A 16,380-nucleotide genomic window follows, 5' to 3' on the forward strand; every position below is an offset into this window, starting at 1 on the left:
CATATCCTCAAAAAAATAAGTTAAAAAAGTATTAACTTTTACAATTCTTTACCTCCACTTAAACTAGCTAAGATATTCTTTGCTTGGAAATAGTTAATTTAAGTTAAATATATTGGAATTGTTATGGGAAAATTCAAGAGTTTAATACCTTCTGCTTTAGGGGGTTTATTATTTTTGTCTGCAGGGTTAACTGCTTGTGGTGATAAATCGACCTCATCCGTAAGCGCCCCTAGCGTTGATCCTAACCAAATTGTAATGTTAAAAGGATCTGGGGCTACTTTTCCAGCTCCCTTATATCAAAAATGGATTCAGGAATATAGTTCTACAGATGATAAAAAAAATATTAGAATCAGTTATGATTCTGTCGGTAGTGGTGCAGGAGTAAAAAACTTTCTAGCGGGAGAAGGTGATTTTGGCGCTACAGATGCACCTTTGAAAAATGAAGAAAGACAGAAGTTTCCTGAGAATAGAGGTAAACCCTTACAAATTCCCATGACTGGGGGGTTATTGGTATTTGCCTACAATCTTGCTAATTATGAAGGATTAGATAATATTCGTTTATCTCGTAATACCTATTGCGGTATTGTGACAGGTAAAATTACAAAATGGAATGATCCTGCCATCGTCGCCGATAATCCCGATGTAAGATTACCAGATATTCCTTTGCTGTTCGTACATCGTTCTGATGGTAGTGGTACAACTTTTATTTTTACTAGCCACATTGAGGCTGTATGTCCTGATTGGAAGGCGGGTTCAGGCAAAGAAGTTGAATGGCCTATCGGTATTCCTGCTCCCGGAAATGAAGGAGTTAGCACCCAGATTCAACAAACTGCAGGTGCGATCGGTTATATAGAATATTCTTACTCCAAAGACAAAAACTTACAAACAGCAGTCTTAGAAAACAAATCAGGTAACTTCATTAAACCCTCTCCAGAAAACGCTTCCAAAGCCTTTGTAGGACAAACTGTTCCTGATGATTTTGCTTTAGTTATTCCCGACACTGAATCACCTGATGCTTATCCCATCGTTGGTTTAACATGGTTACTCTTATATACTAATTATGATGATCCCAGTAAAGCGGAAGTAGTTAAAAACTTCGTACAGTGGAGTTTAGTCGAAGGTGATGAAAGCGCTTCAACTTTGGGTTATTTACCCATTCCTGATGATTTACAAGAGAAAGTAATTACTACTCTTAATCAAAGTCTATAGGCAAGTATATATTTAAAGAGAGAAGAGTAAGCAGGGCTGTTTCATTTTCGAGAAATAAAAAAGAGCGGGAGATAGGGGGATAGGGGATTTTTTTCATAACGTTTTAACTAATAGAAAAAATCCTTGTATATCTTAGTTTTACTTCATCTCAGTTAACGTAATTTTTTACTTTGAAACAGCCCGGGGGAAAGGTAAATAGTTGATAATTAATAACTTCTAACTCCTGTACGGGCGAATGGCCATTCGCCCCTAACTAACTCCGTACCGCTTTGCGGTACGAGCGTTCTCTCATTTCTCCCTAACATCTGCAACCTGACACCAAACCTTATTCGATATTCTTAAACTAAACTGAGCTTATTTTATGTTGAATTAAGTAGGGCTACTTAACACCGCTTTTTCATACTAAAGTCTGATGCCGTCAGTTTTATTAGCATAATTTTGACTTAACCAAGCAAAGGTTTTTTCCAAACCATCTTTCAATGAAGTATCGCAAGATAAATCAAAAGAATTAAGACGAGAAACATCAAAAATTTTGACCATTTGTCCATCAGGTTTTGTGGTATCCCAACTCAGTTTTCCTGCAAACCCTGTTACTTCTTTTATTGTTTCAGCTAATTCTTTAATGGGAGTTGTTGTACCAGAAGATATATTAACGGGTTCACTAGAATCATAATTTTCAATGAAATAAGGAATGACTTTTGCCACATCCTCTGCATAGACAAAATCTCGTTTAGGTGTGCCAGTTCCCCACATTGTCACTTCGTCTAAACCATTTAATTTAGCTTCATAAAAACGTCTTAATAATGCTGGTACAACATGAGATTCATTATTGCGAAAATTATCATATTCTCCATACAAATTTCCCGGAATCAATACTACAGAATTTAAACCATATTGGGTACGATAGGATTGAGAGGCAACAATACCCATTTTTTTTGCACTGGAATAACCCGCACTTTCTGGTTGAGGATAGCCTTCCCACATTTGAGATTCATCGATAGGAGATTTTGCAGTTGCAGGGTAGCTACATCCTCCCATGGTGTAAATCATTTTTTTGACGTTAAATCTAGCCGCCTGTTCAAATACTAAGGCAGTTAAGAGGGTATTGCGATAATAAAAATCCGCAGGGTAAGCACGATTTGCCCCAATTCCTCCAGAGTAAGCGGCAAGGTGTATCAAGATTTCTGGGTGTAAGTCTTCAAACATCTTTACCACCGCTACAGGATTCATTAAGTCATAGTCTTTTGAAGATAAACCAATAATTTTTGCATGGGGATATTTTTGCTTAAGTTGAGGCAATAGATGTCTGCCTAAAAAACCGCTCGCACCTGTAACGACTATTTTCATATTTATTTTGCTTTATTTTCCCTAGATTTGACTCTCAATGATCATATAACAAAACTAAAACTACACCATTTTTTTACTAAAAATTGCCACTAGAATCACAACTCCAAAGGCTAGACGATACCAAACGAAAACCCATGTATCTTGACGTTGTAAATAACGAATTAGCCAAGCTATGGCTAAATAAGAAAAAATCCCAGAAGAAATTAAGGCTACGATTAAAGAGACGATGGAAGTTGAATTATAACCCGCAGAAAAAACATCTTTGAATTCGACTAAACCAGCTAAAGTTATGGCGGGAATACCTAGTAAAAAGGAAAAACGAGCGGCGGTTGCCCTTTGCAGATTCATGAATAAACCTGCGGTTATGGTAGAACCTGAGCGAGATACTCCGGGGATTAAAGCTAATGATTGAGCAAATCCCATTAAAATGCCGTCTTTTGTCGATAAATGTTCAAAATCCCTTTGATGTTGACTGAATTTTTCACTTAATGCTAGTAGTATAGCCATTACAATAGATGCGATCGCAATTGTTGTCATACTACGGAAAGCAGAATTATCTAAATCTTTAACAAAAAGTTTGAGCATCAAACCAAAAATTACAATGGGAATAGTGCCAATAACAATACCTACACCTATTTTGAATTCCTGTGTCTGATAATTTTGATTACGAATTGCCTTAGTAATACCTACCCCTAAATCCATCAAATCTTGCCAAAAATACCATAAAACTGCCACGATACTACCTAACTGAATTATAGCAGTAAAAGTCACCCCCGGATCTCCCCACCCTAAAGCTACAGGAATCGCCTTTAAGTGGGCTGTACTACTAATGGGAATGAACTCTGTTAATCCCTGTACCATCCCTAAAATAAAAGCCTGAAAAACATTCATGGATGACACCGAGTTATTAGGAATATTCTCCACTGGTTGAGATAGAGTAACAGATTGAGAAAAAAGCACCAATAATATTCCCCCAGTGATACCAGAAGCAATGGTATAGAGATGAGATTGAGAAATGGATTTTGACATAAATGAGAAAATAAACAGCAGTGATTGTGTAAGGGGTTGTTGCCCCTTGTCAGCATACATTACAAAAAAACATGAACGTATATGCTTTAGTTCCGATAATTGAACCAGAGTGATTATAACTCTTTTTGCACCTGTGCCACTGCTTCGTTATTTCCTTGTTGTTGGTAAATAGTTAAGGCTCTACTCAACATCTCTTGGGCTTCTTGATTTCTACCTCTAGCTTTTAATAGCAAACCTAAACGATGGTAGCCATAGGGATTTTGAGGTGCTAACTCCAAGAAACGACGATAGGCAACAATTGCCCCAAATTGGTCTTCTTTTTGCTCTAAAATTCTCGCAATACCCCCATAGGCTTGAAGGAAGTTATTGTCTAAAGCTGAGGCTTTTTCGTAGGCTTGGAGGGCGTTTTCCCAGTCTTGGGTTTGTTCATATACCATGCCCATTTTGAAAATGATTTGGGGATTATTCGGTTGAGAATCTTCTAATATTTTTAATTCTTTTAATCCTGCATCAAAATCTTGCTCTTTGAAATATGCCGTAGCGAGTTTTAACCTTAAATCTTGATTGTAGGGAAATTTTTTTAAGGCAGTTTCCAGAAAAGCAATTGCTTCAGTATTTTTTTCCTGTTGATAGAGTGCGGTTGCCATCATATCATAGGCGGTTTCATTTTTAGGATCAAGGGCGATCGCCCTTTGAAAATAAGTTTCGACATTTTCATATTCTCTATTGCGCACCAACAAAACCCCTAAAGCAACAAAATTGTCAGCTTTTTGAGGTTGAACTACTGTTGCTTTCTCGTAGGCTGCGATCGCACCTTTATCATCTCCCAATTGTGCCAAAGAATAACCCAAGGCATAATAAAAATCACCATTATCAGGGGCAAGAGAAATGGCTTGTTGATAAGCCTCCACCGCCGATGAGAAATTCCCCGCAGAAGCATAAAGATAACCAATACTAGAAAAAATTTTCGGGTTACTTCTATCTAAACTTGCCGCCTGACGGTAAATAGATAAAGCATTATTAACATTTCCTGCTACTACATATTTTTCCCCTTGTTGTAGTAACTTGTATAGTTGCTGTCTTTGTTGTGAATTTAAAGACGCTTTAGCCTGTGCCTGTGCGGATAAATCCCCAGAAAATAAACCAATACCTCCTATAAGCAAAGAAATCATGATTTGAGGGATAATTGTCTTAAACACGACTTTTCCTACCTCCATTAAACTTAAAGAATCTTAATATTACCATGAAAAATTGCAATGACACCCTTGATTGATCTTTCTCTTAAGACAAGATAGCACAGGACTCTAATTCTAGGGCTATTTTTTCACTAATACCCTGAATCCAAGTCTCATCCTGCTTAGTATAACTGCGGGGAATATTTGTCGCTACCATTAAAACCCCATCCCGATTGAGAGGAAAACAAATTAAACCCTGAATATTACTTGGAAAATAGTCAAATTCAATTTTTCCCGGATAGTGTTTCAAATCGACTAAATATACAGGTTTTTGAGTTTCCATTACTCTTTTGACGATACTACCGACTTTAAATTCATCCATTTCCCCTAAAATTCCCCTCCGCAATAGAGTTTTTCCCTGATAATAAATAATTATCGATTTTGTGACGGTATTGGTAAGAATCAAATGACTAGCCCATGCTAATTCCGTTTTAATATTAGAAGACAAATCTTGTACCAAAAAAAACGCCTCTTTACCCTTTAAAGTTACACTTTCAGGAGGGTTAGGATTAATTTGACGCATTAAAACGCTAGTTAACAAAAGTGCCGCACAAAGTATTACCCCTAAAGCATCAGATCTTGCTTGTGAATCTAAAACAGTTACAGTTGTAAGACGATTGATCATCAATAAAAAACCTCCTATAACCCCAGCAATAAGAGGAAAATTTTTTAACCATTGATTTTCTTTTTTTTGTGACATCTTGATGCTTTTTTCCCTTGCAATGAATTTTTAATAACTTAAAGTATTGTCTTTTTCACGATGATTAACATTTTAACTAACCTGAGTTCGGGATAAATTTTCATCTATGAGTGACGGAGAAAAGGGCAAAAGGCAAAAGGCAAGAGGCAAAAGTGAATAGTGAATAAATTTCAGTTAAAAATTGAGAGTTAAGAGTTAATTTCCCCCTCTCACCCTCTCCCCTCATCCCCCTATCTCCCCAACACCTGTAACCTAACACCTACCCTTATCTGTAGGGAGTAAATATTAACTATAATTAGTTGAAAGTGAAAATTTATGATTAGTAAAATTAATTATGGCTTTATTATTTTGAGTATGTAAATTATTGGTGTAGATAGCGGATATTGAGAAGAGGGAAAAGGAAAAAGAGAATTATTAAATAGTAATTTATCAACTTTTAGTTTTTATTTTACTATAAACACTATTAAATAAATGTTATAAAAGTAATTTTCTATTAATTGATCATAACCACGATAGAAGAGCCTTAACTGTTTTTAAATTTTCTCATTATTCACTAATAAATGATAGATGAAGCCTCCTTAGTTTTGGTTAATATCAACAATAATATTGAGTTTTTATAGATATAAACCATTGGTTGCTGTTTGATAATTTTTAAACAATGATTTAATAATACTATTTTATATGTACGATAGGAGTTATTTTTATTCATGTGAAAATTTATTTTATGAACTTTTAAATCCTATCTTTATGTCAATTAGAGATAATATTTATGGATTATTTCAGGATAGAATTAGTGATTTAGATTCAGGAAATTTTGTGAATCGAGAAGAATATATATATCTATTAAGACAAACCATCAGAGAATATCAAGAAAGTCAGATCAAATTAAAATTAATAGAGATAGATGCACAATGGGATTTGCATCATTGGCAAGGTATTTTAAGCAGAAAAGAAACAGAGAATTTACTAGGAAAAAAAGATACATTATTGATTTTATTTTCTCCCCCAGAACTTAGTCCTGATGTTCCCCCTTCCATTCAAAATAATTTGCCTGTTGAATTCAAATCAATTAAAGATAAATTGAAACTATTTTACTCTGAAAAAGATTATAACTATGGAGTTAAGTTTTATACTGACATAACAGATTATAATTGTAGATTTAGTTTGGGTTTTTGGAATGATAAAAGTTATGAACCAACTATCATTTCAAGTCCTTTATGGAACTGGGAAAAAACATTTAATAAATTTTTTAAAATAGGATTAGATGAAAAGCAATCTTTTAGAGCTATCAGAGAATTAATAATTATTTATAATCAATTATTAGCTTCTTATTTCATTGATACTTTCTATGTGAGTATTGATCCTTATTATCCATTAAAATTTCCTATATTTACCACTCATTTAGCAAAGGAATTAATTAGAAATAAAGAATGTGTTGAGTGTTATTTTCTTCAACTAAAACAAATGCAGGAAGAAGAATTAATAATACTAGAAGAAATCGCACAAAAAAAAGAGCAAAATCTTAAAGGGAATGTTAATCAATGGAAAGTATTAAATACAATTAAGGTGAGGGGAGATTATCCTATTTATAGTATTGCCATTCATCCTAATGATGATATTATCGCTAGTGCTTGTGGTTATGATGGTATTCAAGAGTTTGACATATATTCTGGTGAATTGCTAAACATAACAATGAGTAATCATCACTCTGTTATTGCTGTAGCCTATGATTGTAGTGGGGAAAGTCTGATTTGTGGTGAATGATTCGCCTTTGGAATACAGAAACGGGGGAATTAATTAATACTTTGATGGGGCATTCTTTTTGGATTGAATCTCTTGCTTTTAATCCTCAAGGTATGATTTTAGTTAGTAGCAGTAATGACAAAACGATTAAATTTTGGAATTATATATCTGGAGAGTGCATCCGAACTATCACGCAAAAAGATAGTTGGATAAGTGCGATCCCAAAGGGATCTGCTTCGCAGCACGCATTTAATCGAGATGGCAGTCTTCTAGTTACAGGAAGCAATAATGGTATTATTAAAGTTTGGCAAAATCATTAATTCAGAGATTAACTAATCTTTTAATCCTATCAAACTTAGATCAACGTTTCCTGACAAATAAATGTTAGATACTACCGTCTTTGCAAAAATTAGTTGATCCCAAAATAAGTTTTAAAAATAAAATATATTCAGTAGGATTAAGATTATAAAGTAAATTATCGATATTAACATTTAATCCATAAGTAAATAAAAATAATATTATTTATAACTATAAATTATTAATAAAGAAAATAATCAAGATAAAAAATCATGACTGAACAAAAACAAACCCTAGAAGAAATGACTTTGAGGCAACTAAGAAAAATAGCTAGTATCCTCAATATTCCCCGATATAGTCGAATGCGCAAACAGCAACTATTAAACATTATTAAAACTAAAAAAAATGATATTTCCCCTGAAAACTCCAACCCATCTAACAATGTGGATAATCAGGCAAAAAAGTCGTTAAATAGGCTTTCTCCAGAAGGAAAGTCTTTTCTTAATAGGCGAACCCAAGAAAATAATCCCCCCGATTTAACTACTTCTAGTGATACTTTTCGTCAAAATGTCAGACTTTCGTCACTAAAAAATTTACCTGACAATTTTTTTTTCGGTATTGACGAGAATTTAGGGGATTTACCAGAAAGTTATGGAGAGGAGAAAGTTATGCTTCTTCCTCTTAGCCCCCAATGGGGTTATATTTACTGGGATATTTCCCCTCAAAAACAAAAAGAATTACGTAATCAAGGAGGTAAATTTTTAGCTCTACGCTTGTATGATGTGACTGACATAGACTATGATTCGGAAACTCCCCATAATGTGAAAGAATTTTTGTGCGGAGATGTCGCTAGGGCTTGGTATGTACCTATTCCTGTAAGCGATCGCATCTATGCTGTGGACATCGGTTATCGCTGTGAAGATGGACGTTGGTTAGCCATTGCCCGCTCCCCCCAAGTAAAAATACCTAGTGCTTATCCTAGTGAATGGGTAGAGGATGTATTTGTTACCATTCCTTGGGAAGAAGACTTAAAAGAAAGAAAACAATGGCAATTATCAACAACGGGTAAAAGTAATTTAGTTAAAGAGAAAAAAGACTTAATTCCCGTGAAAAATAGCTCTATCCCAGAAAATTTCAAAAATCACAGCTTTGGCTCATGGATGCTTCATCGGGGAGATTATTCCCCCAATATTTGGGCTTCAGGGATAGGTTTAATGTCTGGCTCTGGTGCTGGTTTTTCTGGTGATTTAGTTTGGAATCGGAAATTTTGGTTAATCGCCAACGCAGAATTAATTGTTTATGGTGCAACTGACCCTCGTGCTAAAGTAATAGTAGGAGACACGCCAATTAGCCTCAATCCTGATGGTACATTTCATTTTCACATCCCCTTTCCTGATGGTCAAATTGATTATCCCATAAAAGCGATCGCACCTGATGGAGAACAAACCCGCTCTATTCATCTTCGTTTTAACCGTGATACTATTTCGGAAAATACGAACAAAGAAGAAGAAGCAACCCTTGAATGGTTCACATCACCCCAAAATATTAATTGATAGTTTTTAACGGGCAATCACACAACGAATACCGTGTTTTTTTCCTTGATTATCTCCTCGATAGCGGGGGATTAAATGAATATGGGTATGTTTAACTTTTTGCCCTCCCGCTTGATTGACATTAAAACCAATATTAAACCCATCAGGTTGATATTTTGCCCCGATGATTTCTTGTACTCTATTCACCATTTGCCAACAATGGCTTTGCAAGGAAAAAGATAAATTAAAATAATTTTCTTCGTGATGTTTAGGAATAATTAAACTATGTCCTTTAGTTAAAGGATAACCATCTAAAATTGCATAAGCTAAAGTTGATTCTGTTAGTAAAATTAACTTAGGATAAGGTTTACAGAAAATACAAGGGGAAGATTGATGTTTAATTTGATTAAAATGTTGATACTCATAAATTTCGCAAGATTCATCAAGATATATAGATTTAAAAGGTAACTTAACTAATCTTTGATAAGTAGGTTTATCATGTATATAGTGCTTTCTAAATCCTTCTTTTTTTATATCCCTTCTCACTGCAAAATAAGCCTTTCCTTTCGGTTTTAAAAGTTGTGATATATTCATTATCACTTCTTCTTGATTTTCTAAAAATACAATATTTAAAACATAAAAACAGAGTATAGTATCAAACTTCCCTTGAGGATATTGAGGAAAATAATGAGGATCATAACCAGTAATTTTATAGCCTTTTTTTGAGAGTATTTCCACATCTTTCCCAAAACCACAACCAAAATCGAGAATATTACTTTTTAAAAGTTTTTTTCGATGTAAATATCTTGCAGGAAATGACAATTTTTCTCTTTCAATTGCTGTTAGATGACTATATTTATTCTCCATTGATTTAATATTAATAACAAATTTAGGTACGAGATTCACACCTTTTAAAACGAAGTATTAGAAAAAAAATATCTTAATTTATAATTATTTCTACTGACTACTATCTTCGTGATAATCTTATAAATCAAACGGGGGTGTTATATAATTATTTACGGCTAAATCTAAATACTTCTATGGATTGAGAAGTGAGAAATAAACCAAGAAAAATATAAGTTAAAAACACAATTAAATTACTACTATTAAAAATACCCATAACAAAATTTTCATAGTTTTTTAATAAAGAAAAATGTGCTAAAAATTCTCCTAATTGACCACCAATACTATTGGCTAAAGCGTCCAAAATAGAAAGGGTAATAACTAAAATAAAAGTGATAATTGCTGAAAAAATAGTGCTATCTGTCAAAGAAGAAATAAACATTCCTAATGATAAAATTGATGCGGCCATTAAGATTAAGCCTAAATGTGCTAATAATGGCACTTGAAGAGAAATTGGAGGGGTTGCTCCTTGAAATGCGATCGCTTCATAGAGTATTATTGGCATGATCATAGTGGTAAAAAAAATCAAAACTCCCATCAATTTACCCAATGCAACTACCCAATTAAAGAGCGGAGATGTAGCTAATAACTCAATCGTACCTCTTTTTCTTTCTTCAGCATATAAACCCATTGAGAGAATCGGTAATATAAACAAAGTCAAAGATGCGATCGCATTAAAGTAAATTTGCATAAACTCATACACCACATCCACAGGGGCGGTGTTTCCTAATTGCTCTTGAATTGCCACACTTTGAATGATACCCTGTTCACTCAAGAGAAGGAAAACAAAAAAGATACCCGAAATCAACCAAAAAACGGCAGCAACACTAAAGGCTAAAGGAGACACAAAATAGCCGTGTAACTCTTTTTGGATAATGGCAATGATATTCCAAAATACTTTCATCAATTAAAAATTATGAATTATAGGTAAGATTGCGATAGTCTTTTCTTTAAAAGTTTAACATAATAGAATTAAGACAAATATTTTAATTTATCTATTAGTTATGAATAAAGAAATTGAGAAAAGATTAAATTTAACTAAACAACAAATTAGAGATTTTTGTCAAGAGAATAATATTCAAGAATTGTCACTTTTTGGTTCAGTTTTAAGAGATGATTTTAATGACAATAGTGATTTAGATTTTTTAGTAGTTTTTAAACCAGAATTTCAGCTTAGTTTAATGGATTTAGTAGATATTCAATATCAACTTGAAAATTTAACTAGGCGTAAAGTTGATTTAATTGAAAAATCCTCTATTCTTGATAGTTATAATTGGTTACGCCGTCAACATATTTTAGATACAGCAAGGGTTATTTATGAATTACGATCTATCTTATCTGCTTGACATTGCACATCTTTGTCAAACTATTTTAAGGTTAACAAATAATATGACAAGGGAAGAATTTTTTAATGATGAAAGAACTTATCTTGCTGTATTATATGAAATAACCGTTATTGGTGAAGTTGTGAAAAGATTGTCACCCGGTTTTAGAGAAAATCATCCTCAAATTCAATGGAGACAAATTGCAGGAATGCGTGATCGTTTAGTACATGATTATGATGAGGTAAAATTAGATTTAGTTTGGCAAGTTGTGATTAATTATATTCCCGAACTTTTAACTTATATTACTCCCCTTTTACCCTCTCAATCTGATTAATTTTCTCTTATTTTATTACTGGAAATAACTTTTTTAACTAATTGAATAAAATTAGCCTATTCAAGATATTTTCTCCAACTTCGTATGACTGGGATTAATAATTTTTCTTCCCACCTCAAACTGCACAACTAAAGTATTTTTACTTCCCAATCCCAATAAATGAGTCACAACCCCATTACCGAAAGTAGGATGATACAGGCGATCGCCCTCCTGCCACGATTGAGAAGGAGATTTTTTCTTGGGAGTCTCTTCGATAATGTTATGACGGAAAGATTTACGAGGAGGGATATTGCTAGAAAGTAACTCAGGGGGCAACTCATCCAAAAACTGAGATGGTGTACAATAGTCCACATTACCCCAAGAATATCTTTCTCTGGCATGGGTAATAAACAGTTGCTCTTTTGCCCGAGTTATGCCAACATAACATAACCGTCTTTCTTCCTCTAATTCTAGTGGATCTCGTAAACTACGGTTATGGGGTAATAATCCCTGTTCAAATCCTACCAGAAAGACAATAGGAAATTCTAAACCCTTCGCAGAATGCAACGTCATCAAAGAAACCGCCTGATTATCCTCATTAAGATTATCCAAATCTGAAGCAAGAGACGCACTACTTAAAAAACCTTCCAAACTGCTATCCTCATTATCTTCCTGAAATTGTGACATAGCGTTTGCTAACTCGTTGAGGTTTTCCAGTCTATTTTCCGCCTCATCGGTGTTTTGTTGTTGCAAATCTTGACTATATCCTGATGCTAATAAGATATGATTCAATACTTCTACTGCCGAAGATTCTTTCATCATTTCCTGACAGTCGAGAATGAGTTGGGCAAATTCATTCACTCTTTTTGCGGCCCTTCCTGCTATAGTATTAACAGAGGTGCGATCGTTTAATATTTCCCATAATGGTACACCTAACTCTACAGAAGCAGTCAATAGATTATCAATTGTGGTTTTACCGATTCCTCTTCTCGGTGTGTTGATGATTCTGAGCAAACTAACGGTATCCGCAGGATTAACAATCAAACGCAAATAAGCTAAAGCATCTTTAACTTCCTTCCTTTCATAGAATTTTAAACCCCCCACAATATTGTAAGGAATATTCTTTTTAATTAACTCATCTTCAAAGGCTCGAGATTGAGAATTAATGCGGTACAAAATTGCAAAATCACCCCAGTTTAAATCAGCATTTTCTCTCACTAATTGGGCTATTTGCCGACAAACAAAAGTAGCTTCTTCTCTTTCATTATCTCCCCGATAAAGATAAATACTTTCTCCTTCTCCTCTGGTGGCTTTTAATACCTTGTCAATTCTTTGGGAGTTATGTTCAATTAAATAATTAGCCGCTTGTAAAATGTTTTCCCTTGAGCGATAATTTTCTTCTAATTTGATCATAGTTTGAGTTTCTTGATCTGGTAAATTATCCCCAAAATCTTCCTGAAAATTGAGTAAAATAGTAAAATCTGCCATACGGAAAGAATAGATTGACTGATCAGCATCTCCTACCACAAAAACTGATCTGTTATTCCAATTCCAGTATTTTTTATTAGTCTCATTATTCGTAGATAAAAGCCTAATTAAATTGTATTGAATCTGGTTAGTATCCTGATATTCGTCAACAAGAATATGATGAAATTGATTATGCCAATAACCTAAAATCGACTCATTTTCTTGAAAAATTCTAACAGGAATTAATAGCAAATCATCAAAATCAAGGGCATTATTTTTTGCCAATTCATTTTGATATTCCTCATAAATTTCCGCTATTACTCTGCCTCTATAATCAGGATTTTCTAAAGCATATTGCCTAGGAGTAAAACCTAAATTTTTAATATTACTAATAGTATAACGGATTTTCCTTGGCTCAAATTTTTTATCATCTAAATTAAGATTTTTAGTCACAATTTGCTTAAACAAACTCTGCACATCAGATTCATCTAAAATCGTGAAATTTTTTTGCCAAGTTCTTCCTTTTTCATCTTGATATTTATTTATATCATAACGTAAGATTTTAGCACATAAACTGTGAAAAGTACCAATCCAAAGATCTTTTATTGCCCTTCTATAAACCTTAGATTTAATCTGTTTTTGTTCTAATTCTCCTAATAGTTCTAATTTATTTCCATATTTTTCTTCCGCCATTTGTTGAGCAAAAATTAACTCAATTCTTTCTTTCATTTCCCGTGCGGCTTTATTCGTAAAAGTAACCGCTAAGATATTTTCTGGTGCTACTTTATGAGTTGAAATAAGGTTGGCAATACGATAGGTTAAAGCCCTTGTTTTTCCCGAACCAGCCCCCGCAACGACCAATAAAGGACCACAAAAATGTTCTACTGCCTGACGTTGAGATAAATTAAGGTGACTGAGAAAATCAATACGAGAATTCATGGGTAAAGGCTAAACTTAATGTATTTAATTCCTATATTGTACCATATTTTAGACTTTGTTCAAGATCTAATAATATGGATAAAAAAAGAAAGAAAATAGAAATTTATTAATTTATAATACTAAAGAGATAATCAATAAATTCAGAATTATTATTTATTAATTTAAAAACGAAAATATTTTATTTTTATAATTAATTAGTACCGATTTAATGTAGTTATTTTTAATAAACATCATTTAATAAATTAATGTTTAATCAACTCTTTTTTATAGACCTCTCGCAAAATAAAAATTAAGCTAAAATTAGCTCAGTTTAAAATCAATATTATCATTATCCCTCATTCCCTTATCTCATGACTTCTGCAAGAAGTCTAATATCCTAATACCCAATAAACTAAAAGTATGTGTTCAACTTAAGCTGAAAATTTATTGAATAAAAGATTTTACTAAATCGACATCCTCACAACTACCGAGTATCGCAGGGGTGCGTTGATGGATTTTTTGAGGTATCACATCTAAAATATCTTCTTTGCCTGTAGATGCTTTTCCCCCTGCTTGTTCAATAATGAATGCTAGAGGTGCAGTTTCGTATAGTAGTCTTAATTTCCCTTCTGGTTTATCCTTGGTTCCAGGATATAAAAATACTCCTCCTTGCATCAAAATACGGTGAATGTCACCCACTAATGCCCCACTATATCTTCCTGTATAACTGTCATGACGATGAACATAACGAACATAATCTCTTAAAGAATCATCCCATTTACAAAAATTACCTTCATTGACACTATATACGGAACCATGATTAGGAATTTTTATATTTTCTTCTGCTAATATAAATTCTCCCAAACTAGGGTCTAAAAAGAAGGAGTGTACACCTTTGCCAATGGTATAGACTAAAACCGTAGCTGGTCCATATAAAATATAACCGGCGGCAACTTGTTTATGACCATTTTGCAGTAAATCCCGTGCTTCTCCATCTAAATCATCCCCTTCTTGTTGTCTAATGGCAAAAATTGAGCCTACGTTTAAGTTTATATCTACATTAGAAGATCCATCGATGGGATCATAAAGTAAAGTATATCTACCAATGGGGCAGTTTTCAGGAATATAGTAAGGTTTTTCCATTTCTTCTGATGCCAAGCGACAGACTAAACCACTTTGTTTAAAAACAGAAATAAATACCTCATTAGCATAAACATCCATTTTTTTTACGGATTCTCCCTGAATATTATCCTCCCCTGTAAAACCAAGTACATTAGCCATTAAACCAGCACGACTGAGACGACGAGAAATTAATTTACCAGCTAGGGCAATTCTATTCATAATGGCACTCAAATCTTGTGCGTCGCCAGAAAAGTCATTTAATTGTTGTAGAATGTGGCGGGAAAGGGTTGTACAATCTCGATCTAAACTATGTTCAGGAATGCTTAACTGTGGCTTTTGAGTAATATTCATTTATTTTCCTCTTGATAGTTCTTTTAATTTTCATTGTACTCAGATCTCAATTTTACAATTCTCTAAAGTTTTACGATTCTCTAAAGTTAATAAAACAGATTGAGATAGTATAATATTAAGGAACAAAAACATAGAATATACGTCTTACTTTAAGCTCGGCAAGTCTTATGATGCTAGAATCGCAATCACCTCAATTCTCCATTGACAGTTATTTCCATTTTCAGATGACTTCTCAAAAAGAGGAGAAAATATACAATAGTGCGGTGCCGATGGTTGTCGAATCTTCCGGCATGGGAGAAAAAGTTTTCGATATTTATTCCCGATTGCTAAGAGAGAGAATCATTTTTTTGGGTACTGCTATTGATGATAAATTAGCTGATTCGATTGTAGCTCAACTTCTCTATTTGGAAGCAGATGATCCGGAAAAAGATATATATATATATATAAATTCTCCTGGCGGGTCAGTTTATGCAGGTATGGCTATTTATGATACCATGCAACAAATTAAACCAGATGTTTCTACTATTTGTTATGGTATCGCCGCTAGTATGGGGGCATTTTTGCTGTCTGGTGGTGCGAAAGGGAAACGTTTAGGATTACCTAATTCCCGTATTATGATCCATCAACCTTTAGGAGGGGCGCAAGGACAAGCTAGTGATATTGAAATTCAAGCAAAGGAAATTCTCTACATTAAAAATAAATTGAATCAACTATTAGCTGATCACACTGGTCAACCTTTAGAAAAGATTAGCCTTGATACGGAAAGGGATTTTTATATGTCCTCTACGGAAGCTCAAGAATATGGATTGATTGATGAGGTGATTATTCGTGAAGGCATTAGTCTTCCTCTCAGTCGTAGTTCCGTTGATTTGAGTGAGGCACTCTAGGG

15 protein-coding genes are annotated in these 16,380 nt (G+C 33.8%); 7 read left to right on the plus strand and 8 right to left on the minus strand.

Going from position 1 to position 16,380, the window contains the following annotated elements:
* Positions 1-123: 123 nt before the first annotated feature.
* On the plus strand, positions 124-1,209 hold the full coding sequence (gene pstS / locus CYAN10605_RS13920) for a phosphate ABC transporter substrate-binding protein PstS (protein WP_015220585.1): 1,086 nt from the start codon (positions 124-126) through the stop codon (positions 1,207-1,209).
* 402 nt (positions 1,210-1,611) lie between these two features.
* Here the strand turns inward: pstS and CYAN10605_RS13925 are convergent, their stop codons facing one another.
* The 4 genes from CYAN10605_RS13925 to CYAN10605_RS13940 all read right to left on the minus strand — a co-directional run bounded on the left by CYAN10605_RS13925 (position 1,612) and on the right by CYAN10605_RS13940 (position 5,520).
* Entirely contained in the window at positions 1,612-2,556 is a 945-nt protein-coding gene (locus CYAN10605_RS13925; RefSeq protein ID WP_015220586.1) for a GDP-L-fucose synthase family protein, read from the minus strand.
* A 60-nt stretch (positions 2,557-2,616) separates the two neighbouring features.
* Positions 2,617-3,585, minus strand: coding sequence for an undecaprenyl-diphosphate phosphatase (locus tag CYAN10605_RS13930; protein ID WP_041922527.1), 969 nt, complete (start codon positions 3,583-3,585; stop codon positions 2,617-2,619).
* A 113-nt stretch (positions 3,586-3,698) separates the two neighbouring features.
* Positions 3,699-4,784, minus strand: coding sequence for a tetratricopeptide repeat protein (locus CYAN10605_RS13935; RefSeq protein ID WP_241212768.1), 1,086 nt, complete (start codon positions 4,782-4,784; stop codon positions 3,699-3,701).
* Positions 4,785-4,866: 82 nt separating this feature from the next.
* Entirely contained in the window at positions 4,867-5,520 is a 654-nt protein-coding gene (locus CYAN10605_RS13940; RefSeq protein WP_015220589.1) for a cofactor assembly of complex C subunit B, read from the minus strand.
* Between the two features lie 747 nt (positions 5,521-6,267).
* Between CYAN10605_RS13940 and CYAN10605_RS13945 the strand changes: the two genes are divergently transcribed.
* The 3 genes from CYAN10605_RS13945 (at position 6,268) to CYAN10605_RS13955 (ending at position 9,113) form a co-directional block, all read left to right on the plus strand.
* A complete protein-coding gene (locus CYAN10605_RS13945; RefSeq protein ID WP_041922528.1) occupies positions 6,268-7,284 on the plus strand; it encodes a hypothetical protein in 1,017 nt (338 codons plus the stop codon).
* The gene (locus CYAN10605_RS13950; RefSeq protein ID WP_015220591.1) at positions 7,281-7,583 is read left to right on the plus strand and encodes a WD40 repeat domain-containing protein; all 303 of its coding nucleotides are present in this window, start codon (positions 7,281-7,283) and stop codon (positions 7,581-7,583) included. The genes CYAN10605_RS13945 and CYAN10605_RS13950 overlap by 4 nt, the downstream gene beginning before the upstream one ends.
* A 249-nt stretch (positions 7,584-7,832) precedes the next feature.
* Positions 7,833-9,113 (plus strand): DUF4912 domain-containing protein, encoded by a 1,281-nt coding sequence (locus CYAN10605_RS13955; RefSeq protein ID WP_015220592.1) that lies wholly within the window; start codon positions 7,833-7,835, stop codon positions 9,111-9,113.
* Positions 9,114-9,119: 6 nt separating this feature from the next.
* On the opposite strand, the gene CYAN10605_RS13960 is transcribed toward CYAN10605_RS13955, so the two are convergent.
* Complete coding sequence (locus CYAN10605_RS13960) at positions 9,120-9,959, minus strand: HIT family protein (RefSeq protein WP_206536253.1); 840 nt, start codon at positions 9,957-9,959, stop codon at positions 9,120-9,122.
* Between the two features lie 145 nt (positions 9,960-10,104).
* Positions 10,105-10,899 carry an ABC transporter permease gene (locus CYAN10605_RS13965; protein WP_015220594.1) on the minus strand — a complete coding sequence of 265 codons (795 nt, stop codon included), beginning with the start codon at positions 10,897-10,899 and terminating at the stop codon, positions 10,105-10,107.
* A 100-nt stretch (positions 10,900-10,999) separates the two neighbouring features.
* Here CYAN10605_RS13965 and CYAN10605_RS13970 point away from each other — a divergent pair, with 100 nt between their 5' ends.
* Positions 11,000-11,341, plus strand: a complete 342-nt coding sequence (locus CYAN10605_RS13970; RefSeq protein WP_015220595.1) for a nucleotidyltransferase family protein — start codon at positions 11,000-11,002, stop codon at positions 11,339-11,341.
* Positions 11,313-11,654: a HepT-like ribonuclease domain-containing protein gene (locus CYAN10605_RS13975; protein WP_015220596.1), complete on the plus strand. Its 342-nt coding sequence runs from the start codon at positions 11,313-11,315 to the stop codon at positions 11,652-11,654. Before CYAN10605_RS13970 ends, CYAN10605_RS13975 begins: the two co-directional genes overlap by 29 nt.
* 60 nt (positions 11,655-11,714) lie before the next feature.
* Here CYAN10605_RS13975 and pcrA read toward each other — a convergent pair whose 3' ends face one another.
* Positions 11,715-14,039 carry a DNA helicase PcrA gene (gene pcrA, locus CYAN10605_RS13980; protein WP_015220597.1) on the minus strand — a complete coding sequence of 775 codons (2,325 nt, stop codon included), beginning with the start codon at positions 14,037-14,039 and terminating at the stop codon, positions 11,715-11,717.
* 423 nt (positions 14,040-14,462) lie between these two features.
* Entirely contained in the window at positions 14,463-15,491 is a 1,029-nt protein-coding gene (gene fbp, locus CYAN10605_RS13985; protein WP_015220598.1) for a class 1 fructose-bisphosphatase, read from the minus strand.
* Between the two features lie 170 nt (positions 15,492-15,661).
* Here fbp and clpP point away from each other — a divergent pair, with 170 nt between their 5' ends.
* A complete protein-coding gene (gene clpP / locus CYAN10605_RS13990) occupies positions 15,662-16,378 on the plus strand; it encodes an ATP-dependent Clp endopeptidase proteolytic subunit ClpP (RefSeq protein WP_041922529.1) in 717 nt (238 codons plus the stop codon).
* Positions 16,379-16,380 lie beyond the last annotated feature (2 nt).

The sequence above is a fragment of the Cyanobacterium aponinum PCC 10605 genome, from assembly GCF_000317675.1.
In the GTDB taxonomy this organism is placed as follows: Bacteria; Cyanobacteriota; Cyanobacteriia; order Cyanobacteriales; family Cyanobacteriaceae; genus PCC-10605.

What these genes read in the sequence shown, in the direction of transcription:
- pstS (WP_015220585.1), top strand. Translation starts at nt 124, where the DNA reads ATGGGAAAATTCAAGAGTTTAATACCTTCTGCTTTAGGGGGTTTATTA.
- CYAN10605_RS13925 (WP_015220586.1), bottom strand. Translation starts at nt 2,556, where the DNA reads ATGAAAATAGTCGTTACAGGTGCGAGCGGTTTTTTAGGCAGACATCTA.
- CYAN10605_RS13930 (WP_041922527.1), bottom strand. Translation starts at nt 3,585, where the DNA reads ATGTCAAAATCCATTTCTCAATCTCATCTCTATACCATTGCTTCTGGT.
- CYAN10605_RS13940 (WP_015220589.1), bottom strand. Translation starts at nt 5,520, where the DNA reads ATGTCACAAAAAAAAGAAAATCAATGGTTAAAAAATTTTCCTCTTATT.
- CYAN10605_RS13945 (WP_041922528.1), top strand. Translation starts at nt 6,268, where the DNA reads ATGTCAATTAGAGATAATATTTATGGATTATTTCAGGATAGAATTAGT.
- CYAN10605_RS13950 (WP_015220591.1), top strand. Translation starts at nt 7,281, where the DNA reads ATGATTCGCCTTTGGAATACAGAAACGGGGGAATTAATTAATACTTTG.
- CYAN10605_RS13955 (WP_015220592.1), top strand. Translation starts at nt 7,833, where the DNA reads ATGACTGAACAAAAACAAACCCTAGAAGAAATGACTTTGAGGCAACTA.
- CYAN10605_RS13960 (WP_206536253.1), bottom strand. Translation starts at nt 9,959, where the DNA reads ATGGAGAATAAATATAGTCATCTAACAGCAATTGAAAGAGAAAAATTG.
- CYAN10605_RS13965 (WP_015220594.1), bottom strand. Translation starts at nt 10,899, where the DNA reads ATGAAAGTATTTTGGAATATCATTGCCATTATCCAAAAAGAGTTACAC.
- CYAN10605_RS13970 (WP_015220595.1), top strand. Translation starts at nt 11,000, where the DNA reads ATGAATAAAGAAATTGAGAAAAGATTAAATTTAACTAAACAACAAATT.
- CYAN10605_RS13975 (WP_015220596.1), top strand. Translation starts at nt 11,313, where the DNA reads ATGAATTACGATCTATCTTATCTGCTTGACATTGCACATCTTTGTCAA.
- pcrA (WP_015220597.1), bottom strand. Translation starts at nt 14,039, where the DNA reads ATGAATTCTCGTATTGATTTTCTCAGTCACCTTAATTTATCTCAACGT.
- fbp (WP_015220598.1), bottom strand. Translation starts at nt 15,491, where the DNA reads ATGAATATTACTCAAAAGCCACAGTTAAGCATTCCTGAACATAGTTTA.
- clpP (WP_041922529.1), top strand. Translation starts at nt 15,662, where the DNA reads ATGCTAGAATCGCAATCACCTCAATTCTCCATTGACAGTTATTTCCAT.